The sequence below is a fragment of the Arthrobacter sp. B055-34 genome (assembly GCF_059090425.1).
This window is the reverse complement of record NZ_JBNHFQ010000001.1, coordinates 65342-88532: the sequence shown is the minus strand read 5'-3', so window position 1 is coordinate 88532 and position 23191 is coordinate 65342. Positions and strand designations below refer to the sequence as shown.

The window sequence follows — 23191 nt, the reverse complement described above, 5'->3', positions numbered from 1 at the left end:
TCGCTAGTCTAGTAGCTACAACAACATCTAGCGGGAGGCAGCTATGGCGGATCGACCCGATCACACCGGCGTGTTCCAGTCGGGGAAACCATCCGGCGCCCAGACCCAATTGGAAGCGGCGCGGCTGAAGGAGCTATTGGCCCCCACCGTGGCTGCCAGCGACCTGTACTTGGAAGACATCGAAGTGCGCATCGCCGGAACCCAGCGCACCGTACACGTGATCGTGGATCTGCCCGAGGACCAGCAGGGCGGCGTGAGCCTGGACAAGATTGCGGAGGTCTCGCAGAGCCTGTCCGCGGCGCTGGACGAAGACCCGCATGATGAGGGCGCCCCCTATGATCTTGAAGTTTCTTCCCCCGGCGTGAGCCGGCCGCTGACCGAGCCGCGGCACTGGCGCCGCAATCTCGGCCGCAAGGTGTCGGTGAAAGTTCTCGACGGCGACAACGTCACCGGGCGACTGCTGGAAGTCGGGGACGAATCCGTCACGATACGGCCCGACATCCCCGTGAAGAAGGGCATGAAGCCCAAGCACGGGGAACCCGTCCAACTGGCCTTTGCGAACATCCGCAGCGGCAAGGTGGAAATAGAATTCACGCACTTGGATGAAGACCTGGCCGCAGCGGAAATGCGCGGCGAACTAGAAGATGAGGAGGCCTGACATGGATATCGACATGAGCGCCCTGCGGTTCCTGGAACGTGAACGCGAAATCCCCCTGGACCTGCTCATTCCCACGATTGAGCAGGCGCTGCTGGTGGCTTACCACAAGACGCCGGGCTCGATCGATAAAGCCCGCGCCGAGCTGGACCGCAAGAGCGGGCATGTGACCATCTGGGCCGCCGAAATGGACGAGGACGGCACCGTTGTCGGCGAGTTCGACGACACCCCGAGCGGGTTCGGCCGCATTGCGGCTTCCACCGCGCGCCAGATCATCCTGCAGCGCCTGCGGGACGCCGAGGACGACAACGTGCTCGGCATTTTCCGCGGCAAGGAAGGCGAGCTCGTCTCCGGGCTGATCCAGCAGGGCCACAATCCCAACATGGTCCAGGTTGACCTCGGCACCGTCGAGGCACTGCTGCCACCGCCTGAACAGGTGCCGGGGGAGAAGTACCCGCATGGTGCGCGCCTGCGTGCCTACGTAGTGGATGTGCACCGTGGCATGAAGGGTCCCTCGATTACGCTTTCCCGCTCGCATCCGGGCCTGGTCCGCAAACTCTTCGAACTGGAAGTCCCGGAGATCGCGGACAACAGCGTCGAGATCGTGGCGCTGGCGCGCGAGGCGGGCCACCGCACCAAGATCGCAGTGAAGGCCAACATTCCCGGCCTCAACGCCAAGGGCGCCTGCATCGGCGAGATGGGTTCCCGCGTGCGCGCCGTCATGACCGAACTGCACGATGAGAAGATCGACATCGTGGATTTCAGCGAGGACCCGGCGACGTTCATCGGCAATGCCCTGTCTCCCTCGCGTGTGTCTTCAGTCACCATCACGGACCCGGACCTGCGTTCCGCCCGCGTGGTCGTGCCGGACTATCAGCTGTCCCTGGCCATCGGCAAAGAAGGCCAGAATGCCCGTTTGGCTGCCAAGCTCACCGGCTGGCGGATCGACATTGTGTCCGATGCCGTGGCGGTCCAGCAGTAGCCTCCGGAACTGCGGCCGCAGCTCCAGTTCGTAGACTGGCTAGGGAAAGCGCTAGAATAAACATGGTCCGGTCTTCCGACTTCCAGCCCGGTGGGCATGATTCCCGCCAGCAGGACACCGTTGTGGCTTCGCCGCAGCGCACCTGCGTGGGCTGCCGCCGTCGGGATGACCAGGCCGGTTTGCTGCGTTTGGTCACAGCAGATGGTGCGAGCACCGTCGTCGTAGATCAATTTCGCCGCCTGCCCGGGCGGGGTGCTTGGCTGCATCCCCAACCCGAATGCCTGGCAATGGCTGTGAAGCGGCGTGCCTTCAACAGGGCCTTTAGGGGTAAAGTTGATAGCCGTGCCGTGGAAGGTTACTTCCAAGCACTTGATTCGGCCGCGGAAAACGCGACCGGATCACACCAACCGTCCAACCTGAAAGCGGGTCAGAAAACTGATGGAAACCCGATGAGTGCCAAGTGATGAGTGCCCAACGATGACTTATCTGTTGTGCGCTGCCCACGGTCTGAGTGCGATGTGCGTTCTGCACGGCACGGAAGGCCGCAGCAAGAAATAGACGGTTCGTGCCTGGCTCGGTGCGGACCGAGACAGGAGAAATGTGGCCAAGGTCCGCGTACACGAGCTCGCGAAAGAGCTCGGTATTACCTCGAAAGATGCAGTAGCAAAACTGCAGGAACTGGGCGAATTCGTCCGGTCCGCCTCATCCACGATTGAGGCTCCCGTCGTGAAGAAACTTCGCGACGCCTACCCCGCCGCTCCGGCAAAGAACGCTTCCCCCGCTCCGGCAGCCAAGGCTGCACCGAAGCCGGCGGCTGCTCCGACGCCCGGGCCCAAAACCGAAGTGAAGCCAGCTGCCGCACAGCCGGCCGCACCCAGTGCGCCCGAAACGCCTGCTGCGCCGGCCGCCCAGGCTCCGGCTCCTGCAGCCCCGGCTCCCCAGGCTCCGGCTCCGGCCGCGCCTGCAGCACCGGCGGCTCCGGCTGCCAAGGCCGATACTCCGGCACCGGCGAAGCCAGGCGCAGCAGCACCGGCCAAGCCCGGCGCCGCTGCTCCGCGTCCGGGCGGCACTCGTGCAGGTGGCGCCCCCCGCCCCGGCAACAACCCGTTTGCAACCTCGCAGGGCATGCCCCGCGGCGCCCGTGGCGACCGCGAGCGTGATGGCGAGCGTGCACCGCGTCCGGGAAACAATCCTTTTGCAACGTCCCAGGGCATGCCCCGCGGCGGTCGTGACGGGGCTCCCCGTCCGGCGGCAGCAGGACAGGGCGGACCGCGTCCGGCTGCAGGCCAGGGCGGTCCCCGCCCCGGTGCTCCGCGTCCGGGTGCTCCCCGTCCGGGTGCCCCGCGTCCCGGCGCTCCCCGTCCGGGTGCGCCCCGTCCGGGCGGCGGTCCCGGCGGCGCACGTCCGACTCCGGGCATGATGCCGAACCGTACCGAGCGTCCGGCACCTGCCGGCCGCGGCGGTGCTCCGGGCCGTCCGGGTGCTCCCGGCCGTCCAGGTACAGGTGGTCCCGGTGGCGGTGCGCCCGCCGGCGGTGGCTTTGGCAAGGGTGGCCGCGGACGTGGTGGCACCCAGGGCGCCTTCGGTAAGGGAGGCGCCGGCCGCGGCAAGCAGCGCAAGTCCAAGCGCGCCAAGCGTCAGGAACTGGAGCAGATGAGTGCTCCGTCGCTGGGTGGCGTGAGCGTACCCCGCGGCGACGGGAAGACTGTTGTGCGCCTGCGCCGTGGTTCTTCGATCACGGACTTTGCCGACAAGATCGAGGCAAACCCGGCCGCACTGGTCACCGTGCTGTTCCACCTCGGCGAAATGGCCACGGCCACTCAGTCGCTGGACGAGGAAACCTTCGAACTGCTGGGTGAGGAACTGGGCTACAAGATCCAGGTTGTTTCCCCCGAGGACGAAGAGCGCGAGCTGCTGGACTCCTTCGACATCGACCTCGAAGCCGAACTTGAGGCTGAGGGCGATGAAGAGCTGGAGAAGCGTGCGGCCGTTGTCACGGTCATGGGCCACGTTGACCACGGTAAGACCCGACTGCTCGACGCCATCCGCAACACCAAGGTTGTCGAAGGCGAGCACGGCGGCATTACCCAGCACATTGGTGCATACCAGATCGGCGTCGAGCACGATGGACGCGACCGTCGGATCACCTTTATCGATACTCCGGGCCACGAGGCGTTCACCGCCATGCGTGCCCGTGGTGCGAAGGTCACCGACATCGCCATCCTGGTTGTCGCAGCCGATGACGGCGTCATGCCGCAGACCATCGAGGCGCTCAACCACGCCCAGGCGGCCAATGTGCCGATCGTGGTAGCCGTGAACAAGATCGACAAGGAAGGCGCTAACCCGGATAAGATCCGCGGCCAGCTGACCGAGTACGGTCTGGTTCCGGAAGAGTACGGCGGCGACACGATGTTCGTGGACGTCTCTGCGCGTCAGAACCTGAACATCGACGATCTGCTCTCGGCCGTGCTGCTGACTGCAGACGCCGCGCTGGACCTGCGTGCCAATCCGAACAAGGACGCCCGCGGTATCGCCATCGAAGCGAACCTGGACAAGGGCCGTGGTGCGGTGGCAACCGTGCTGGTCCAGTCCGGTACGCTGCATGTCGGCGACACGATCGTTGCCGGTATTGCCCACGGCCGCGTCCGCGCCATGTTCAACGAGAACGGCGACACGGTCGAAGCCGCGGAGCCGTCCCGTCCGGTCCAGGTACTGGGTCTGTCGACCGTGCCGCGAGCCGGCGACACCTTCCTGGTTACCGACGACGAGCGGACCGCCCGCCAGATCGCTGAGAAGCGTGAGGCTGCGGACCGCAACGCCGCCCTGGCCAAGCGCCGCAAGCGCATCAGCCTGGAAGACTTCGACAAGGCTGTTGCCGAGGGCAAGGTTGATACCCTCAACCTCATCCTCAAGGGTGACGTTTCCGGTGCGGTTGAAGCTCTGGAAGACTCGCTGCTCAAGATCGACGTTGGCGAAGATGTTCAGCTGCGCGTCATCCACCGCGGTGTCGGTGCGATCACGCAGAACGACGTCAACCTGGCGACGGTCGACAACGCGATCATCATCGGGTTCAACGTCAAGCCCGCCGAGCGCGTGGCTGAACTGGCTGACCGCGAGGGCGTGGACATGCGCTTCTACTCGGTCATCTACTCGGCCATCGACGATATCGAGCTGGCCCTCAAGGGCATGCTCAAGCCGGAATACGAAGAGTTCCAGCTTGGAACGGCGGAAATCCGCGAGATCTTCCGTTCTTCCAAGCACGGAAACATTGCAGGTTCCATCGTCCGCTCCGGCATCATCCGGCGTAATACCAAGGCCCGTGTCAGCCGCGATGGCAAGGTCATCGGGGACAACCTCAGCGTTGACTCGCTGAAGCGGTTCAAGGATGACGCCACCGAGGTCCGCGAGGGCTTCGAGTGCGGTATCGGCCTAGGGTCGTTCAACGACCTGAAGGAAGGCGACATGATCGAGACCTTCGAGATGCGCGAGAAGCCGCGCGCCTAAGGAATCTCCGATGCAGGCGCCTGGCGGTCACGACCGCCGGGCGCCTGCACTTTCACCAACACACCATGAGGAGGGGCTATGGCCGATCCAGCACGCGCCGCAAAACTGGCAGACCGGATTAAAGTTGTGGTTGCACAAGCGCTGGAGCGCAGGGTCAAGGACCCGCGGCTCGGTTTTGTCACCATTACGGACGCCCGCGTCACCAACGACTTGCAGCACGCCACGCTTTACTACACGGTTTTCGGCGACGAGACCCAGCAGGCGGACACTCGCAAGGCGCTGGAGTCCGCGAAGGGGGTCCTGCGCTCCGAGGTGGGCAAGAACATCACGGTACGGCTGACCCCGACCCTGGAGTTCGTCCCGGACGAGATCCCGGTTAACGCCAGTCATCTGGAGGAACTGCTGCGGGCCGCCAAGGCCCGCGATGCCGAGGTTGCGGCCCTGGCAGAAGGCGCAGTTTTCGCCGGCGAGTCCGATCCTTACCGCAAGGACGAAGAGGACGACGACGAAGAGGGCTTTACCGACGAACCGGACGAGGCAGCCAAGTAACCTACGCCGGTCCGCAGTGCAGAAGGCGGCAGACCTTACGTCTGCCGCCTTCTGGGTGTCCCGGCAGTCCGATGGTGGCTGCACCCGGCGTGACGCCCTGCTGTTACCGGAGACGGACCTTGATCACCTGTCCGGCCGCAGGCATCTGCGGTGCAGCGTTCATGGTGGCGTAAAGGGTCCGGCCCTCGATCTCCACCGCTCCAGGGACTTTGGTCTTGAGGAAGGTACGCACTGTGTCACTGCCCTCCTTGACGACGGAGATCTTGTCGCCGAACATTTCGGCCACGTAAATATCCCCGCGCCTGCTCAATGCCAGCCCGGTGGCGCCGGCGAATCCGTCCGCTATTTCGATAGTCTTTCCCGTCCTCGGATGGACCTTGTAGACGGCGCCGAGCTCTCCCCAGCTGGTGTCTTCGGACCCGCCGGGCAGCGTGCTGACGTACAGCCAACCGTCGTCGCCGATTTCGACGTCGGTAGGTACCGGCTCAAGATACAGCCGTTCCCCGATAACGCAGTTTGGCAGTTTCTTCTCCCGGGCCAGCTCCTCGGTGATTTTGACCCTGGTCGCGGGAAGTACCGCGACGGTCCTTACCCGTTCGGACTCTTTGTTGATCCGGAAGATCGCGTTGGCACCGGCGTCGGCCACAAAGATGCTTCGCCGGTTCACCGCCGTGGCATAGGCGTGCGAATCCACGCCGCCTTTGTACTTGTCGGGCCGGTCCATGGGCATCTTGATCTGGTCGAGGCAGCTCTTGCTGTCGACGTGGCGGAAGCCATAGGTTACATTCCCGTCCGGATTATGCTTGGCCTCATGCTTGGCAACATCGGCGATGTCATGGATCCTGCCGTTATGGGACCGGGACTTGATCACTTGGACGTTCGGTGCAGGATCGTGTTCGCCGGCACCGGTACCCTCCATGAAATACAAGGTGTGACGGTAGCGCGATACCGCGCCGACTTCCGTTCCCTTCTGTGCCGTTTTATAAACATTGCGCAAGTCCCCGTCCTCCGTGATGCGGTCGAGGTTGCCCGCGAAGTTTTGTGTGACGTAGACCTCGGTGTTGTGCCTGCCGGTCGCCAGGCTCAACGGAGAGAACAGCGGGGGATCCACGGTGAGCGTTTCAACGTCGCGCGGACGGGGATCATCACCGTGCGCCGCGTTACCTGGGGCGATCCCGGAGGTCAGAACCATTCCAAGGGCGATGGGCAAGGCGATGTATAGCTTGGTGCTTTTCACAGCTATTGCTCCTGTGCATGACCGGCAGGCGTGCCCGGCAGGCACGGATGGGGCCTGTTGGATGAAGGTGTTAATGCCTATGAGGCAACAGCACCGGCGGCCCTCGGTGCTCCCCAACGGCTGCTTCCCTGATAGCAGTAGGGTCAAGGTAGTCCTGCGTCATCCCGCTGTCAACGATCAAAGGATTAAAGGAAACCATGGAAAACGATGCCGATCGCGTAGCCGAATATCTGGCCCGGACAGTAGCCCTGGCCGTGCGCAACGTCGATGCCGAAGGCGGCCCCTTCGGCGCAATTGTGGTGGCCCCTGACGGAAGGATCTTCGAGGGCAGTAACCGTGTGACCGCCAACAACGATCCGACGGCGCACGCGGAAGTCGTGGCCATTCGCCATGCCTGCAGCGAACTCGGAACCTTCAATCTCACCGGTTGCTCCCTCTACAGCAGTTGCGAACCGTGTCCGCTGTGCCTTTCCGCTGCGCTCTGGTCCCGGCTGGACCGCGTGTATTTTGCCGCCGACCGCCACGATGCAGCCCGGGCCGGCTTTGACGACGCCGCCTTCTACGACTACATCCAGGGCCGGGGAGATCTTGATCTCATGCCGGTGAAGCAGATTGTGGTGCCGACCTCGCAAGAACCCTTCCGCAGCTGGGAACAACTCGATGCCAAAACGGAGTACTGAGGTTCCCGGGGCCGCCGCCGGCGTGGCTGGACCGGGCAGCCAACCCCATATACTGAAAGGCGTGAATTCCGGGCCGGTCCGTTCAGGACTAATAATCGTGGACAAGCCGCAGGGGTGGACCAGCCATGACGTGGTGGGCCGCATGCGGCGCCTGGCGGGGACCCGAAAAGTTGGCCACGCCGGTACCTTGGACCCGATGGCCACCGGCGTGCTGGTGGTGGGGGTCAACCGGGCCACCCGGCTCCTGACTTACATCGTGGGTACGTCCAAGACTTACACGGCCACCATCCGGCTGGGCCAGTCCACGGTCACGGACGACGCCGAGGGCGAAGTCCTCAACGAAACCATCGCCGCGGCGGTCACTGAGCAGGAGATCCACGCTGCCGTCGCCAAACTTACGGGCGAAATCCAGCAGGTTCCCAGCAGCGTTTCCGCCATCAAGGTCAACGGGGAGCGGTCCTACGCACGGGTCAGAGCGGGCAATGAAGTGAAACTGGCTGCCCGGCCAGTGACTGTCAGCCGCTTCGATATCCACCAGATCCGGCGCGAACGCGGCGGCAAACTGCTGGACGTGGACGTGACCGTGGAATGCTCTTCCGGAACCTACATCCGAGCCCTCGCACGGGACCTCGGAAATGCGCTGGGAGTGGGCGGACACCTGACGGCCCTTCGCCGGACGCAGGTCGGGCCGTACACGATTGAGGCCGCGTCAACGCTGGAGAAACTGGCAGAGGAATTGCAGATGCTCGAGTTGGATGACGCGGCGCGCGCGCTGTTCCCGGCGCGGGAATTGAGCGACGCCGAAGCAGCCGATCTGTCCCATGGACGCCGGATCTCCGCTGGGCAGGGTGCTGCTCCTGTGGCAGCGTTCGCCCCGGATGGAACTTTGATTGCACTACTGGAGAACAAAGGCGAAACAGCCAAGCCCCTGCTGGTGTTCGCCGCCGGGAATGATGAGGGTAAGCGTTAGTGGTCGTCGACGGGTTTTTCATTACCGGAGCAGTCGTTTGCCTTCTCGCCGCACTGATTTGCATTGTCGCTGCGGTGATCAAACAGCCGCCCAATGACATCACGATCCTGTCGGTAGCCGCCGTCGAACTCTTCCTGCTGGTGTACGGCATCGCCGCCATCGTGCGGCAGGCCGGGGGAGAGGCAGTCGCGGGAGAGGTCTGGGAGTTCTGGGGGTACTGGATTACCGCCCTGCTGGTCCCGGTCGCGGCCTTCTGGTGGTCCATTCTGGAGCGAACCCGCTGGAGCAACCTGATCCTGGGTGCGGTGGGCCTGACCATTTTTGTGATGCTCGTGCGGATGGAGCAGATTTGGGACGGAGCCTTGGCAGTATGAAAGCGGAGAACAGCATGACTTCCCCTCAGGAAACCCCGGCAGAACCGGTGGAAACCGGCTCCCGTTCAAGCGGACCGGGTCGGCTGATTGTGGCCGTATACGGTGTCTTCGCCATCTCGGCCACGGCCCGCGCCTCCTATCAGATCGCCACGAAATTCAGCGAGGCACCGGTTGCCTACCTGCTCTCGGCCTTTGCCGCCTTGGTCTATATCTTGGCCACGGTCGCTTTGGCCAAGAAGGGCCTGCGCTGGTACTGGATCTCCGTCGCTGCCATCAGTATTGAACTGCTCGGAGTTGTTGCCGTGGGTCTGCTGAGCCTGCTGGATCCGGCCCTGCTGCCGGAGGACACCGTGTGGTCCGGCTTCGGGCAAGGCTATGGCTACATCCCGCTGGTTCTGCCGCTGCTCGGACTCTGGTGGCTTTGGCGGCACCGGCCCGGGCAGGAACGAATGCGGTAATACCGCCGCGATCGTCCATAATGGACAACGGCGCCGCTGGATTTTTACCGGTGCGCCGAGACTGAACAGCTCATGAATAGCTAACGATGCGAGGAGCCTGCTGTGCACTACTGGAAAGACCTGGCCGAAGTACCTTCCGGTTTTGGTCCATCAGTGGTAACGCTGGGCAATTTCGACGGCGTGCACCGCGGCCACCAGCAGGTGCTGGCCAAGCTCGTGGAGACTGCCGCACGCCACAGCGCCAACGCCGTCGCCATCTCATTCGACCCCCATCCTGCACAGATCCACCGTCCGGAGGCAGCGCCCCAGCAGATTATGGGGCTGGAGGACCGCATCGAGGCGCTCGAAGAGACCGGTATCGACGGCCTGCTCATGATGACCTACACGCTCGAACTGGCAGCGGACACGCCGGAGGAGTTTGTCCGCAAAGTTTTCGTTGAAGCGCTGGGGGCGTCCGCCGTCGTTATTGGCCACGATGTCCGGTTCGGCAAGGGCAATTCCGGTGACCTGAACACCATGCAGGAACTCGGTGAGCAGTTCGGCTTCGCCGTCGACGTGATCGAAGAATACGGCTCGGACCAGCCGGACGCGCCGGAGTCCCACCTCAGGGGCAGGCGCTGTTCCTCCTCCTGGGTCCGGGAAGCACTGGCCGAGGGCGATGTGATGACGGCGGCCCAGGTGATGGGCCGGCTGCACCGGGTACGCGGCGAGGTGGTCCACGGGGATGCCCGCGGCCGCGAACTGGGTTTCCCGACCGCTAATCTTTCTCCCGATGCCAGCGGGCTGATCCCCGCCGACGGCGTCTACGCCGGCTGGTTGATCGACGCTTCCGGTCGGCGCTGGCCGGCCGCCATCTCGGTGGGTTCGAACCCGACCTTCGAGGGCGCCAGCCGCCGCGTCGAGGCCCACGTCATCGACCGCCCGAAGGAAGCGAACGGGGACTTCGACCTCTACGGCCAGCAGGTAGTGGTGGAGTTCGTCCACCGGCTGCGCGGCATGGTCGCCTACACGGGACCGGAGGCTTTGATCGCCCAAATGGAGATCGACGTCGACCAGTCCCGGGCCCTGCTTTCGACAGACTAATGCCCGGACAGGTAAACTGAGGGCTGAATTCGGCTGCGGTCCGTGGCGGCTGGATTTCTCTATGCTCGTTCCGGCAATCCCGGCCGGGCGCGGAGACCCCGGCAGCGAAGTGCTGAAACGGGCCTCACGGCACAACTTCTAGGAGTTATTGTGGCATTAGACGCCGCTATCAAGCAGGAAATCATCAAGGAATACGCCACCCACGAGGGCGACACGGGTTCACCCGAGGTACAGATTGCAGTTCTGTCCCGCCGCATCTCGGACCTGACGGAACACCTGAAGATGCACAAGCATGACCACCACACCCGCCGCGGCCTGATGGCCCTGGTTGGTCGTCGTCGCCGCATGCTGGCTTACCTGCGCGACACCGACATCACGCGCTACCGTGCGCTCATTGAGCGTCTCGGCCTGCGCCGCTAGTCTGCTGTGAAGGCGGCTCTTTCTGAACTGCTGAAGGCATAGGAAAGAGCCGCCTTCGCTTTGCTTGGCGCAAACCCACCGGCCGGGATCCGGCAGGTGGGCAACCATAATTACAAAACAGGAGTGACCGGCGTCGTAAGCATTCGCGGTCCTCGGTAGTGATTTCCGGGAGTGGCCGGTGCAGCAATGCACAGCCGCCCGGGGGTCTCGATCGAAGACCGGGTGTTGACAGGCCCCATGGCCAGCCGCAGGCGCTTCCCACCGCGGGGAGCAGGCAAGTCTGGGCCGATGCTGGTTACCTCCGACACCACAGAAACGGAGGTGACTCTCTTGGAGGGTCCCGAAATTCAGTTCTCGGAAGCGGTCATTGACAATGGCCGTTTCGGCAAGCGCGTTATCCGGTTTGAAACCGGCCGCGTTGCGCAGCAGGCCGCAGGCTCGGCGATGGTCTACATCGACGAAGACACCGCACTGCTGTCCGCCACCACCGCCGGCAAGTCCCCGCGCGAGGGCTTTGACTTCTTCCCCCTGACGGTGGATGTCGAAGAGCGCATGTACGCCGCGGGCCGCATCCCCGGATCGTTCTTCCGCCGCGAAGGCCGACCGTCCACAGAAGCCATCCTGGCCTGCCGCCTGATGGACCGCCCGCTGCGCCCGGCCTTTGTAAAGGGTCTGCGCAACGAGGTGCAGATCGTTGTCACCGTCCTGGCAATCAACCCGGACGTGCTGTACGACGTCGTCGCGATCAACGCATCCTCCATGTCCACCCAGCTCTCGGGCCTGCCGTTCTCCGGCCCTATCGGCGGCGTGCGCGTGGCGCTGATCGAAGGCCAATGGGTGGCGTTCCCGAAGCACACCGAACTGGAGAAGGCCGTCTTCAGCATGGTTGTTGCCGGCCGTGTCGCCGGTGACGACGTCGCCATCATGATGGTGGAGGCCGAAGCTACGGACAACGCCTGGCAGCTGATCAAGGAAGAGGGCGCCCCCGCCCCGACCGAAGAGGTTGTTGCTGATGGTCTGGAAGCGGCCAAGCCGTTCATCAAGTCCCTGTGCGACGCCCAGGCCCAGCTGGCCGCGGCCGCTGCCAAGCCGACCGTCGAGTTCCCGGTCTTCAAGGACTACGAGGACGATGTGTTCGTCGCAGTGGAAGCCGCTGCTGCCACCAAGCTGACCGAGATCTTCTCGATCGCCGACAAGCAGACCCGCAACGATGCTGCGGACGACTTCAAGGCCGAGATCCTGGCGCAGTTCGGCGGCTCCGAGGAAGCCCAGTTCGCCGGGCGCGAGAAGGAAGTTTCGGCTGCCTTCAACTCCGTCACCAAGCAGGTCGTCCGCCAGCGCATCCTGAAGGACCAGGTCCGCATCGACGGCCGTGGCCTGACGGACATCCGCACGCTGACCGCCGAGGTAGAGGTTCTGCCCCGCGTCCACGGTTCAGCCATCTTCGAGCGCGGCGAAACCCAGATCATGGGTGTCACCACGCTGAACATGCTCAAGATGGAGCAGCAGATCGATTCGCTGTCGCCGGTAACGCGCAAGCGCTACATGCACAACTACAACTTCCCGCCCTACTCCACCGGTGAGACCGGCCGTGTCGGTTCGCCGAAGCGCCGCGAAATCGGCCACGGTGCCCTCGCCGAGCGCGCCCTGGTTCCGGTGCTGCCCTCGCGTGAAGAATTCCCGTACGCCATCCGCCAGGTCTCCGAAGCTCTCAGCTCCAACGGCTCCACCTCGATGGGCTCGGTCTGCGCCTCGACGCTGTCCCTGCTCAACGCCGGTGTGCCGCTGAAGGCTCCGGTTGCCGGCATTGCCATGGGTCTGGTTTCCGACCAGGTCGACGGGGAAACCCGCTACGCGGCGCTGACCGACATCCTCGGTGCCGAAGATGCCTACGGCGACATGGACTTCAAGGTTGCCGGTACTGCCGAATTCGTCACCGCGATCCAGCTCGACACCAAGCTGGACGGCATCCCCGCCTCGGTTCTGGCCGCCGCGCTGAAGCAGGCCCGCGAAGCGCGCCTGCACATCCTGGGCGTACTTGAGGCCGCGATCGATACCCCGGACGAGCTTTCCGAGTTCGCGCCGCGGATCATCTCGGTCAAGATCCCCGTGGACAAGATCGGCGAGGTCATTGGCCCGAAGGGCAAGATGATCAACCAGATCCAGGAGGACACCGGCGCCGACATCTCCATCGAAGATGACGGTACCGTGCTGATCGGCGCCACCGACGGCGGCTCCGCCGAGGCAGCCCGCTCCGCCATCAACGCCATCGCGAACCCGCAGGTTCCCGAGGTCGGCGAGCGTTACCTGGGCACGGTCGTCAAGACCACCACGTTCGGCGCCTTCGTGTCCCTGACACCGGGCAAGGACGGCCTGCTGCACATTTCCGAGCTGCGCAAGCTGTCCGGCGGCAAGCGGGTGGACAATGTCGACGACGTTGTCTCCGTGGGCCAGAAGGTCCAGGTCGAGATCACCAAGATCGACGACCGCGGAAAGCTCTCGCTGTCTCCGGTTGTTGCCGAAGAGGCGGCCGGCGACGAGGCTTCCGGCGAGGACGTCCTGGAGCCGGTGGAAGGTTCCGCAGAGTAAATGCCTGAAGCATTTGGCAACGAACTCCCCGCTTCAGAGTCACGCTCTGCGGCGGGGAGTTCCGCTATGTCCCGAGGAATCCATTTGCCCTTATCCGCCACTGAAGGCCATACGGACGCGACCGATCTCGGCGGGGCCGATCCCACGTTGATCCACGGTGATCCTGGCGGCTCCGTGGTGCGGCGTTCCGTGCTCCCCGGCGGCGTCCGAGTGCTGACGGAAGCGATGCCCGGGCAGCGTTCGGCGACTATCGGCTTCTGGGTCGGCGTCGGCTCCCGGGACGAGGCGGAGGGCCAGCACGGCTCGACGCACTTCCTGGAGCACCTGCTCTTCAAGGGAACGAAGCGGCGCACGGCGCTCGACATCGCGTCGGCTTTTGACGAGGTCGGCGGGGAATCCAATGCCGCGACGGCGAAGGAAAACACCTGCTACTACGCCCGCGTGCTCGACACGGATCTGCCGATGGCCATCGACGTCATCGCGGACATGATCACCTCCGCGGTGCTCGACAACAGCGAGCTGGAGCAGGAACGCGACGTCATCCTCGAAGAACTGGCGATGGACAATGACGATCCCTCGGACGTCTGCCACGAGAAGTTCGTCGAGGCGGTCTTGGCCGGCCACCCCCTTGGCCGGCCCATCGGCGGTACTCCCGAGGCAATCATGGCCGTGCCCCGCACCGCTGTCTGGGACCACTACCAGCGGTACTACCGCCCGGATGAGTTGGTTGTGACCGCAGCGGGAGGATTGGAGCACGACGACGTCTGCCGGCTGGTTCTGCAGGCTCTGGAAGGCGCTGGCTGGGTACTCGAACCTGGAGCCGCACCGGTACAGCGCCGCTCCGCCGAGCGCACGGAGATCACCTCCGTAGCTGGCATCCACGTCCACCGGCGTCCGGTCGAGCAGGCCAACATCGTCATGGGCTGCCAATCCATAGTCGCCACCGACGAGCGCCGGTTCGTGATGAGCGTCCTCAACGCCGTCCTTGGTGGCGGCATGTCGTCGCGGCTGTTCCAGGAAGTCAGGGAAAAGCGCGGGCTTGTCTACGCCACGTACTCCTTCGCGGGGTCCTACGCGGATGCCGGCTACTTCGGTATGTACGCGGGCTGCTCTCCGGCGAAGACCAAGCAGGTTATCGAACTGCTGGGTGCCGAGCTGGACAAGCTGGCCTCGGACGGAATTACGGCCGAAGAACTGCGCAAGGCAGTCGGGCAGTTGTCCGGCGGCATCGTCCTGGCGCTGGAAGATAGCGGGTCGCGGATGTCGCGGCTTGGACGGGCGGAACTCGTCTCTGGAGAGTTCCTGGACGCGGACGAGACGCTGGCGAGGATCCGCGCTGTCACGCCGGAGGAAGTGCAGGCGCTGGCCGCCGAACTGGCCGCCGCCCCGCGCACAGTAACCGTCGTCGGTCCGTTTGATTCACCCGCGGACTTTGGTCTCTGAGGTTCCGCAAATTTCCACCCGGCGGCCGGGTGTCCGGGAAAGAATCCGGGCACCCGGCCGCTGTTTTTTGGGCGCCTGCGGGACGAGTCCGCGGGCTATTCCGCGTTAAATGACACACGTCCCGCCGTGTTAGCGGGCTTGTCGCGGGCAGGAAATATGAATGGACTCCACTGGGGGACTAGACTGATTTCGGCTGTGGGTGACTGCAGTCACATGTATCTACCGCACCGCAATTGGAGAATGTTTTGGAAGACTTAACGGAGTTTCTATCGGCCGTTAGTTCGGTTGTCTGGGGTCCATTTCTGCTTATACCGCTGCTGCTGGGCACCGGTCTTTACCTGACTATCCGTTTGGGGGGACTTCAGTTCCTGAAACTGGGCGTTGCGCTGCGGCTCGGACTGTTCACGCGAAGGGATGCAGGGGCCGAGGGTGATATTTCGCAGTTCCAAGCACTGACTACTGCACTTGCTGCCACCGTGGGCACGGGCAACATTGTAGGCGTCGCCACAGCTATTGGTATCGGTGGCCCCGGCGCGCTGTTCTGGATGTGGGTGACGGCCATGGTGGGGATGGCGTCAAAGTACTCGGAGGCGTTCCTGGGCGTCCGTTTCCGCACGACGGACGACGCCGGAGAAAAGTCCGGCGGACCGCAGTACTACCTGGAGCGCGGAATTAAAAACCGTTTCGGTAAGATTCTGGCCCTCGCCTTCGCCATCTTCGCATTCCTGGCCTCCTTCGGCATCGGCAACATGACCCAAGGCAACGCCATCGCTTCAAATGTTGAGAACAGCTGGAATCTTCCGCTGTGGATCACGGGCGCTATTCTCGCGGTGCTGACTCTTTTGGTGCTCGTGGGAGGCATCAAGTCCATTGGCCGCGTGACGGCAGGGCTGGTCCCGATCATGATCGTGTTCTACGTACTTGGCGCCATCTATATCCTGATTGCCAATATTGAAGGTCTACCCGCGGCCTTTGCCCTGATCTTCACCGATGCCTTCACTGGCACGGCGGCTGTCGGCGGCTTCACCGGTTCGGCGATCATCCTGGTGGTGCAGATGGGCGTGGCACGAGGAATTTTCTCCAATGAATCAGGCCTCGGTTCCGCCGCCATCGCGGCAGCTGCCGCACAGACCACCCATCCAGTGCGCCAAGGACTGGTCTCCATGACCCAGACCTTCATCGACACGATCATCGTGGTCAGCTGCACCGGCCTGGTCATTATCACCACCGGTGTCTGGGAACTGGGCGGCGACCAGGCAGCGGTCATGACCGGCGAAGCTTTCACTCACGGACTTCCGGGCGAGTGGGGCCACTGGATTGTCACCGTCGGTCTGATTCTGTTTGCTTTCTCGACGATTCTTGGTTGGGCGTACTACGGCGAACGCAACGTTGAGCGGCTGTTCGGACGCCGCGGGGTGACCCCCTACCGTGTCGTGTTCTCCATTGTCGTCTTTATCGGAAGCACGGTCCCACTGGCCGTGGTCTGGAACTTCTCCGATGTGATGAATGGCCTGATGGCCCTGCCCAACCTCCTCGGGCTGCTCATTCTCTCCGGCCTGATTGTGCGCGAGACCCGGCACTACCTCAAGCATGATCCGGAGCTCAAGGCAAACAAGGAGGAGATCGAGGCATTCATGCGGGACCAGCCGGGCTGGGGCGAGTGGAAGGCCGGCGACGTTGTCGGATCCTCGCACCACCGCGAGCGACAGGTGCCGCAGGGCGAGGGTCGATAGCCTCAGCAGCGCCGTCAGCAACGATGAAGGGCCCCGTTTCCGGTTACCGGAAACGGGGCCCTTCGTGGGTGAAGCTGTCCGCCAGCGGACAGCCCGGACGGACTGGCTCTTCGAAGCGCGAGGTTAGCCGCCGGCGAAGGGCGGGAGGATGTCGATGATGTCCTGATCTGCAAGGACTGCCGAACGGTCCTTGCAGGCGATCTCGTTGCGCAGGAAACTGCTGCGTGCGATCACCGACTCCAGCGCTGGTGCACCCTTGGACTGTGTGCCTGGGTGCGGGTGCTCCCGGATCAGCACGTCCAAAACGTCGGCTAGAGTGCTGCCTTCGGGCAGGACAACCTTTTCCTCTTCGACGCCGGCCGCGGCCTGGGCCGCGCCGAAGTATCTGATCAACAACAACAAATCAACCGCCGATCGCGCTCATGCTTCGCTCGGGCTGGACGAAGTCTTCGGCGCCCAGCCCGGTATGGTCCATTCCGTGCGCCCGTGGTTTGGCCCACATCGCTTCGCGCCACCGCTCGGCGACGGCTTCGTCTCCGGCACCGCTGCGGAGCAGGTCGCGCAGGTCGATTTCCTCATGCGAGAACAGGCAGGAAAGGACCTTGCCTTCGGCCGTGATCCGGGTCCGGCGGCAGTCCGCGCAGAAAGGCTCGGTGACCGAGGCGATGATGCCTACAGTGCCAACTACGACGCCGGGGGCAGAGCGCCGTCGCACTTCCCACCGTTCCGCCGGGGCACCGTCGCGCCGCCGCGGATCCGCAGTGAGGACGAACTCTTGTTCCAGCAGGGCACGGATCTCCGCGGCCGAAATCATGTTTTTCCGGGTCCAGCCGTGGTCCGCGTCGAGTGGCATTTGCTCAATGAAGCGCAGTTCGTAGCCGTGGCTGACGGCCCACTCCAGCAGGCCGGGGGCTTCCTGGTCGTTAGTGCCGCGCATCAGTACCGCATTGATCTTGATCAGGCCGAGGCCCACCCGGTCCGCTTCTTGGATCCCCTTGAGCACCCGGTCCAGGAAAGGCCGGCGGGTGAGCTGGGCGAAGGTTTCCGGATGCAGGGAATCCATCGAAACGTTGATGCGCGTCAGGCCGGCGTCTTTGAGGGCCTGGGCCTTCTTGTCCAGTCCGAGGCCGTTGGTGGTCAGCGACACCGGCAGATCCGGATGGTTGTTCCGGATGCCGGCGATGATGTCCGCCAGTCCGGCGCGCACGAGGGGCTCGCCGCCGGTCAGGCGCAATTCGCGCACACCCAGGTGGTCGACGGCGATGTCCACCAGCCGGACGATTTCAGTGTCCGTGAGGACCTGCTCCTTGTTCAGCCAGTCGAGGCCCTCGGCCGGCATGCAGTAAGTGCAGCGCAGATTGCATTTGTCCGTCAGGGAGATGCGTAGGTCCGTCGCGGAGCGGCCGAAACGATCAATCAGCCCGGGGCCGGCGTCCACCGGGCGCGCGGGCAAGGCAGCGGTGCCGCGGGTGCCGGCCGCTACCTGCGGCATCCCCAAATTAACGCTCATGTATCGAGGGTACGTTAGCGCGGGCTGCCTTGCCGAGCCCCGTCTCCCCATGTGGACAACGGGTGCCGGGCGTTGGCCTGTTCAACCCGCAGATGCGGAACTATGCTTAGGCTCGTGACGCAAATACGAGTAGCAGAGGCTGCGCGCTTCCTCGGAGTCAGTGACGACACCGTCCGACGATGGATCGAGGCCGGCACGCTGACTGGGCAGCGCGACGCCTCCGGGCGGACCGTGGTCGCAGGGACGGAGCTGGCCGCCCTGGCCAAAGAACAGGCCGCCCTGCCACCGGACCAAGCCGCGGCCGGCAGCTCGGCCCGAAACCGCTTTGTGGGGCTGGTGACCTCCGTGGTGATGGACACGGTGATGGCGCAGGTGGAGCTGCAGTGCGGCCCGCACCGCGTCGTATCGCTGATGAGTGCCGAGGCCGTCCGCGAGCTGGGGCTGGAACCCGGCTCGGTGGCCACCGCCGTGGTGAAGGCAACCAACGTGATCGTGCAAACGCCGGCCGCCCAGCCAGTGAAGGGCCGGCCGTGAGATTGACGGTACAGCGGGCCAGCCGAACGACTGCAAAGCCCGGGCGGCTGGTCGCAGCATTGCTGGCGCTGGCGGGAACCATGGGACTTGCTGCCTGCGGCACCGGTCCGGGCGGCGCATCCGGTCAAGGAGACGCGGGGGAGAGCACCATTACGGTCTATGCGGCCGCATCGCTGGCCGCACCGTTCACTGCGCTGGCGGAATCCTTCGAGGCCGAGGTCCCGGGCAGCACCGTGCGTCTGAACTTTGCCGGATCGGCCGATCTCGCCACCCAGATCATCGAGGGTGCGCCGGCCGATGTCTTTGCCTCGGCCGACGCAGCCACCCTCGCGCGCGTGGAGGAGGCCGGGGGAGTGGCCGGCGCCGTGCAGGAACTGGCCACCAACACGCCGGCCCTCGTGGTTCCATCCGCCAACCCCGCGGGCATCGAAACGCTGGCGGACCTGGAACGGCCGGACGTAAAGCTGGTGCTGTGCGCCCCGCAGGTGCCGTGCGGTGCCGCGGCCCGGAAACTGGCCGAGGCCGCCGACGTGAGACTTGCACCGGTCAGCGAGGAAAATTCGGTGACGGCGGTCCTCGGGAAATTGACCTCGGGCGAGGCGGATGCCGGCTTTGTGTACCGGACCGACGCCGTGCGCGCCGGGGACAAGGTCCGGACCATCCCCGTGCCGCATGCCGCGAACGCCGCGGTGACCTACCCGATCGCGGTTACTGCCGGCGCCGCCGGAACCGGGCGGGAGAAACTCGCCCGGGAGTTCGTGGAGTATGTGACCGGTGAACCAGGGCAGCGTGTGCTCACCGACGCGGGGTTTGGCAGGCCATGACCATCGGTCCAGCCAGCACACGCCCCGAACGGGACGGAACAGCCGGCCTCGGCGCGCCGCCGCCCCTGGCGGGGCGGCAGTCCGGCCGGCAGGGGACTACGGGGCTGCCGGCCGCGGTCTTCTTCTTCGCCGCGGCCGGCACCGTGCTGGTGCTGCTGCCGTTGCTGGCGATGGCGCTGCGCGTGGACTGGGCCGGTTTCTGGCCGTTGATAACGAGCGACGGCGCACTGGCGGCCTTGGGCCTGAGCCTGCGCACCGCCTCCGCCAGCACCCTGGTGTGCCTGCTGCTGGGCACGCCGCTGGCACTGGTGCTGGCCCGCTCCAGTTTCCCGGGCCGCAAGCTGCTTCGGGCGCTGGTCCTGCTGCCGCTGGTACTGCCGCCCGTCGTCGGTGGTATGGCCCTGCTCTATACCTTCGGCCGCCAGGGCCTGCTGGGCAGCACCTTGGAGCTCTGGGGGATTCAGATCGCCTTCTCCACCACGGCCGTTGTCCTCGCGCAGAGCTTCGTTGCGCTGCCGTTCCTGGTGCTCAGCGTTGAAGCGTCGCTGCGCAGCGCGGGCAACCACTACGAGCGGGCCGCCGCCACCCTGGGCGCCCGTCCAGCGACAGTGCTGCGCCGGGTGACGCTGCCCCTGCTGCTGCCCGCGCTGGCGTCTGGCACCGTGTTGTGCTTCGCCCGGGCGCTGGGCGAGTTCGGTGCCACCTTGACCTTTGCCGGCAGCCTGACCGGCGTGACCCGGACCCTGCCGCTGGAAATCTACCTCCAGCGCGAGACGGATCCGGACGCCGCCGTGGCCCTTTCGATGCTGCTGGTCGCGGCCGCCGTCGTCATTGTGGCGCTGACCTACGGCCGCACCGGCCGCCGGAACGGGGTCCGGCAGTGAGTTTTACCCTGCAGGCCGCCTTGGCTGAGCGGCAGCTGGACGTCAGCTTCAAGGTGAACGACGGTGAGACCGTCGCCCTGATGGGGGCGAACGGGGCCGGCAAGTCCAGCGTGCTGGCCATCATCGCGGGGCTGGTCCGCCCGGACCACGGCGAGGCGGTGCTGGACGGGCGCGTCTTGTTCGGATCGGGCACTATCCTGCCACCGCACCGGCGGTCGGTGGCGTTACTGTCCCAGGATGCGCTGTTGTTCCCCCAGCTGAGTGCACTCGAGAACGCCGCCTTCGGCCCGCGGAGCCAGGGAGTCCCGAAGCGCGCTGCCCGGAAACGTGCCCTGGAGTGGCTGGCAGAGGCCGAAGCCACGCATCTGGCCGCGCGCCGCCCGGCCGAGCTGTCCGGCGGACAGGCCCAGCGTGTGGCGATCGCCCGTGCGTTGGCGGCGGAACCGGACCTGCTGCTGCTGGACGAACCGCTCGCGGCGCTGGATGCCACCGTGGCTCCGGTGATCCGGCGCATGCTCCGGCGGGTGCTCGCTGGCCGCCGCGCCGTCATCGTAACCCACGATATTCTCGATGCCCTGCTGCTGGCGGACCGCGTCCTGGTCCTGGAACACGGCCGCGTGGTGGAACAGGGCACGCCGAAGCATCTCATCGCGCATCCGCGCAGCGCCTTCACCGCGGAACTGGCCGGCCTGAACGTCATCGGCGGCACGGCGGCCGCGGATGGTCTGCTCGCGGGCGAGGGCCAGGCCGGTATTCCCGCAGGATCGCCGGTGGCGGGGACTGCAGTCCAGCCGCTGGAACCGGGGGAGTCTGCGGTGGCCGCCTTCCGCCCCGCTGCCGTATCCGTCTTTGCCGAGCGGCCGCACGGCAGCCCGCGCAATGTGCTGGCGGTGACCGTTGACGATCTGGAGCCGGCCGCCGGACACTTAAAGGTACGGGCCGGTCAGCTCGCCGCGGAGGTCACGGCTGCTGCCGCGGCCGAATTGGATATCTACCCGGGCCGCAGCATGTTCTTCGCCGTGAAGGCGGCGGAGGTCAGCATTTATCCGGCCAAGAGCGCCTGACCCGTTCGGTCGCCGCAACCGCCGGAGAAACCCGCGACGCTGGAGGCCCGATGGCACCGAATCCAGGGACACCCAACCGAGGGGCACCGAACCAACCGGCGACCAACGAAGCGGCACCGATCGAATCCGCGCCGTACAGTTCCTCGCCACACAGCTCTGCGCCGAACCGATGGGCGGCGGCCGCCGGGGCCGCTGCTGCACTGCTGGGAACCGCGGCCGGCGAACTGGCCGCGGCGTTCCTGAGCCCTTCCGTCTCGCCGCTGACCGCGGTTGGATCGGCCGTCATCGACGTGCTGCCGCCGGTGGTGAAGGACGCGGCGATCGCGGTCTTCGGGACGGCGGACAAGGCCGCGTTCTTCGTGGCCATGGCGCTGGTCATCGCGGCCCTCGGCGGCCTGGCCGGAGTCCTCGAAGTACGACGGCGATTCGCCGGCAGCGTTGTCATCCTCGCCTTTGCGGCGGCGGGCGCGGCGGCCGTGCTGGCCAGCCCGCAGGCGGAGCAGCTGGCGTTGGCCGCCCCGGTGGTCGCCGGCATCGTGGCCCTAGTAATACTGCAGGTCCTGGTCCGGCGCTGCGTCCAAGCCGCCGCCGCTCAGTCGCGGCCGGCCGGTCCGGGGCAGGACCCGGCCCGCCGCACCTTCCTGTTGTGGCTGGGAGGTACCGCGGCAGCGGCGGCCCTGACCGCCGTCGTCGCTTCGAGCATCCGCAGCGCCCAGCAGAGCGCAGCACGCCTCCGCCAGGCCTTCCGGCTTCCCGCCCCGGCAGATCCTGCGGAACCGATCCCAGCAGGCGCGACGCTGCCGGTAGCAGGCATCACGCCGCTCGTGACGCCCAATCCGGACTTCTACCGGATCGACACTGCCCTCGCGGTGCCCGTGGTCAAGGTGGACCAGTGGCGGCTGAAGGTGACCGGCATGGTCGACGAGGAAGTGGAGCTGGACTTCGATGAGCTGGCGGGCCAGGATCTGACGGAGCGGTACATCACGCTGTGCTGCGTCTCCAACCCCGTGGGCGGCGACCTGATCGGCAATGCGAAATGGCTGGGCTGGCCGGTCCGGGAGCTGCTGGCCGGGGCACGCCCGCAGGCCGGGGCGGACATGGTGCTCTCGCGCAGCGTCGACGGCTGGACCGCTTCAACACCGCTGGAAGTGCTGACCGACGAGCGGGACGCCCTGCTGGCCATCGGCATGAACGGCGAACCGCTGCCGCTCGAACACGGCTTCCCGGTGCGGCTGGTGGTGCCCGGGCTCTTCGGCTACGTCTCCGCCACCAAGTGGGTCACCGAACTGAAACTTACCCGTTTCGAGAACGAGACCGCGTACTGGACCACCCGGGGCTGGAGCGCGCGGGGACCGGTGAAAATGAGCTCGCGGATCGATACGCCACGCAATGGCGGACGGCTCGAGCCCGGCGAGGTGGACATCGGCGGTGTGGCCTGGTCCCAGCACACCGGCATCAGTGCCGTGCAGCTGCGGATCGACGACGGCGCCTGGCAGGAGGCCGAACTGGGCGACCCCATCTCCGCGGACACCTGGCGGCAGTACCGGTACCGGTGGAACGCGCCGGCAGGCCGCCACCGGCTCCAGGTCCGTGCCATCGATGCCGCGGGCATGGTCCAGACCGGCGAGAGTGCCCCGGTGGTGCCCGATGGAGCCACCGGCTGGCACACCGTGAGCGTGACCGTCGCTTAGGATGGCT

General features: G+C 65.4%; 22 protein-coding genes. 19 read left to right on the top strand and 3 right to left on the bottom strand.

Going from position 1 to position 23191, the window contains the following annotated elements:
• Positions 1-43 precede the first annotated feature (43 nt).
• From rimP to rbfA, 5 genes are all read left to right on the top strand, one after another.
• Complete coding sequence (gene rimP / locus AC5RWO_RS00415) at positions 44-658, top strand: ribosome maturation factor RimP (RefSeq protein WP_498728574.1); 615 nt, start codon at positions 44-46, stop codon at positions 656-658.
• 1 nt (position 659) lies between these two features.
• Positions 660-1637 carry a transcription termination factor NusA gene (nusA, locus tag AC5RWO_RS00410; protein WP_498728573.1) on the top strand — a complete coding sequence of 326 codons (978 nt, stop codon included), beginning with the start codon at positions 660-662 and terminating at the stop codon, positions 1635-1637.
• 62 nt (positions 1638-1699) lie between these two features.
• Positions 1700-2101 (top strand): YlxR family protein, encoded by a 402-nt coding sequence (locus AC5RWO_RS00405; protein WP_498728572.1) that lies wholly within the window; start codon positions 1700-1702, stop codon positions 2099-2101.
• Positions 2102-2237: 136 nt separating this feature from the next.
• Entirely contained in the window at positions 2238-5141 is a 2904-nt protein-coding gene (gene infB / locus AC5RWO_RS00400; protein WP_498728571.1) for a translation initiation factor IF-2, read from the top strand.
• A 78-nt stretch (positions 5142-5219) separates the two neighbouring features.
• Positions 5220-5690, top strand: coding sequence for a 30S ribosome-binding factor RbfA (gene rbfA / locus AC5RWO_RS00395; RefSeq protein WP_139005976.1), 471 nt, complete (start codon positions 5220-5222; stop codon positions 5688-5690).
• A 103-nt stretch (positions 5691-5793) separates the two neighbouring features.
• On the opposite strand, the gene AC5RWO_RS00390 is transcribed toward rbfA, so the two are convergent.
• Positions 5794-6927, bottom strand: coding sequence for a ScyD/ScyE family protein (locus AC5RWO_RS00390; RefSeq protein WP_498728570.1), 1134 nt, complete (start codon positions 6925-6927; stop codon positions 5794-5796).
• A 197-nt stretch (positions 6928-7124) separates the two neighbouring features.
• On the opposite strand from AC5RWO_RS00390, the gene AC5RWO_RS00385 reads away from it, so the two are divergent.
• From AC5RWO_RS00385 to AC5RWO_RS00345, 9 genes are all read left to right on the top strand, one after another.
• Positions 7125-7607 (top strand): nucleoside deaminase, encoded by a 483-nt coding sequence (locus tag AC5RWO_RS00385; RefSeq protein WP_498728569.1) that lies wholly within the window; start codon positions 7125-7127, stop codon positions 7605-7607.
• A complete protein-coding gene (gene truB, locus AC5RWO_RS00380; protein WP_498728568.1) occupies positions 7588-8577 on the top strand; it encodes a tRNA pseudouridine(55) synthase TruB in 990 nt (329 codons plus the stop codon). The genes AC5RWO_RS00385 and truB overlap by 20 nt, the downstream gene beginning before the upstream one ends.
• Positions 8577-8951 carry a hypothetical protein gene (locus AC5RWO_RS00375; RefSeq protein ID WP_498728567.1) on the top strand — a complete coding sequence of 125 codons (375 nt, stop codon included), beginning with the start codon at positions 8577-8579 and terminating at the stop codon, positions 8949-8951. Before truB ends, AC5RWO_RS00375 begins: the two co-directional genes overlap by 1 nt.
• A 14-nt stretch (positions 8952-8965) precedes the next feature.
• The gene (locus tag AC5RWO_RS00370) at positions 8966-9409 is read left to right on the top strand and encodes a hypothetical protein (RefSeq protein ID WP_498728566.1); all 444 of its coding nucleotides are present in this window, start codon (positions 8966-8968) and stop codon (positions 9407-9409) included.
• A 102-nt stretch (positions 9410-9511) separates the two neighbouring features.
• Positions 9512-10492: a bifunctional riboflavin kinase/FAD synthetase gene (locus AC5RWO_RS00365; protein WP_498728565.1), complete on the top strand. Its 981-nt coding sequence runs from the start codon at positions 9512-9514 to the stop codon at positions 10490-10492.
• 150 nt (positions 10493-10642) lie between these two features.
• Positions 10643-10912: a 30S ribosomal protein S15 gene (gene rpsO / locus AC5RWO_RS00360; RefSeq protein WP_074702713.1), complete on the top strand. Its 270-nt coding sequence runs from the start codon at positions 10643-10645 to the stop codon at positions 10910-10912.
• Positions 10913-11242: 330 nt separating this feature from the next.
• Positions 11243-13501, top strand: coding sequence for a polyribonucleotide nucleotidyltransferase (locus tag AC5RWO_RS00355; protein ID WP_498729301.1), 2259 nt, complete (start codon positions 11243-11245; stop codon positions 13499-13501).
• Between the two features lie 66 nt (positions 13502-13567).
• On the top strand, positions 13568-14944 hold the full coding sequence (locus tag AC5RWO_RS00350) for a M16 family metallopeptidase (protein WP_498728564.1): 1377 nt from the start codon (positions 13568-13570) through the stop codon (positions 14942-14944).
• A 245-nt stretch (positions 14945-15189) separates the two neighbouring features.
• Positions 15190-16677, top strand: coding sequence for an alanine/glycine:cation symporter family protein (locus tag AC5RWO_RS00345; RefSeq protein WP_498728563.1), 1488 nt, complete (start codon positions 15190-15192; stop codon positions 16675-16677).
• A 123-nt stretch (positions 16678-16800) separates the two neighbouring features.
• Here AC5RWO_RS00345 and AC5RWO_RS00340 read toward each other — a convergent pair whose 3' ends face one another.
• Positions 16801-17073: a MoaD/ThiS family protein gene (locus AC5RWO_RS00340; RefSeq protein WP_498729300.1), complete on the bottom strand. Its 273-nt coding sequence runs from the start codon at positions 17071-17073 to the stop codon at positions 16801-16803.
• Positions 17074-17080: 7 nt separating this feature from the next.
• Positions 17081-18187, bottom strand: coding sequence for a GTP 3',8-cyclase MoaA (gene moaA, locus AC5RWO_RS00335; RefSeq protein WP_498728562.1), 1107 nt, complete (start codon positions 18185-18187; stop codon positions 17081-17083).
• 114 nt (positions 18188-18301) lie between these two features.
• Between moaA and AC5RWO_RS00330 the strand changes: the two genes are divergently transcribed.
• Genes AC5RWO_RS00330 through AC5RWO_RS00310 form a run of 5 tightly spaced genes read left to right on the top strand, consistent with a single transcriptional unit; the run spans position 18302 to position 23184 of the window.
• Complete coding sequence (locus AC5RWO_RS00330; RefSeq protein ID WP_498728561.1) at positions 18302-18721, top strand: TOBE domain-containing protein; 420 nt, start codon at positions 18302-18304, stop codon at positions 18719-18721.
• Positions 18718-19545, top strand: coding sequence for a molybdate ABC transporter substrate-binding protein (modA, locus tag AC5RWO_RS00325; protein ID WP_498728560.1), 828 nt, complete (start codon positions 18718-18720; stop codon positions 19543-19545). The genes AC5RWO_RS00330 and modA overlap by 4 nt, the downstream gene beginning before the upstream one ends.
• Positions 19542-20429, top strand: coding sequence for an ABC transporter permease (locus tag AC5RWO_RS00320; RefSeq protein WP_498728559.1), 888 nt, complete (start codon positions 19542-19544; stop codon positions 20427-20429). Before modA ends, AC5RWO_RS00320 begins: the two co-directional genes overlap by 4 nt.
• On the top strand, positions 20426-21493 hold the full coding sequence (locus tag AC5RWO_RS00315; protein ID WP_498728558.1) for a sulfate/molybdate ABC transporter ATP-binding protein: 1068 nt from the start codon (positions 20426-20428) through the stop codon (positions 21491-21493). Before AC5RWO_RS00320 ends, AC5RWO_RS00315 begins: the two co-directional genes overlap by 4 nt.
• A 50-nt stretch (positions 21494-21543) precedes the next feature.
• Positions 21544-23184 (top strand): molybdopterin-dependent oxidoreductase, encoded by a 1641-nt coding sequence (locus AC5RWO_RS00310; protein WP_498728557.1) that lies wholly within the window; start codon positions 21544-21546, stop codon positions 23182-23184.
• The last annotated feature ends 7 nt before the right edge of the window (positions 23185-23191 follow it).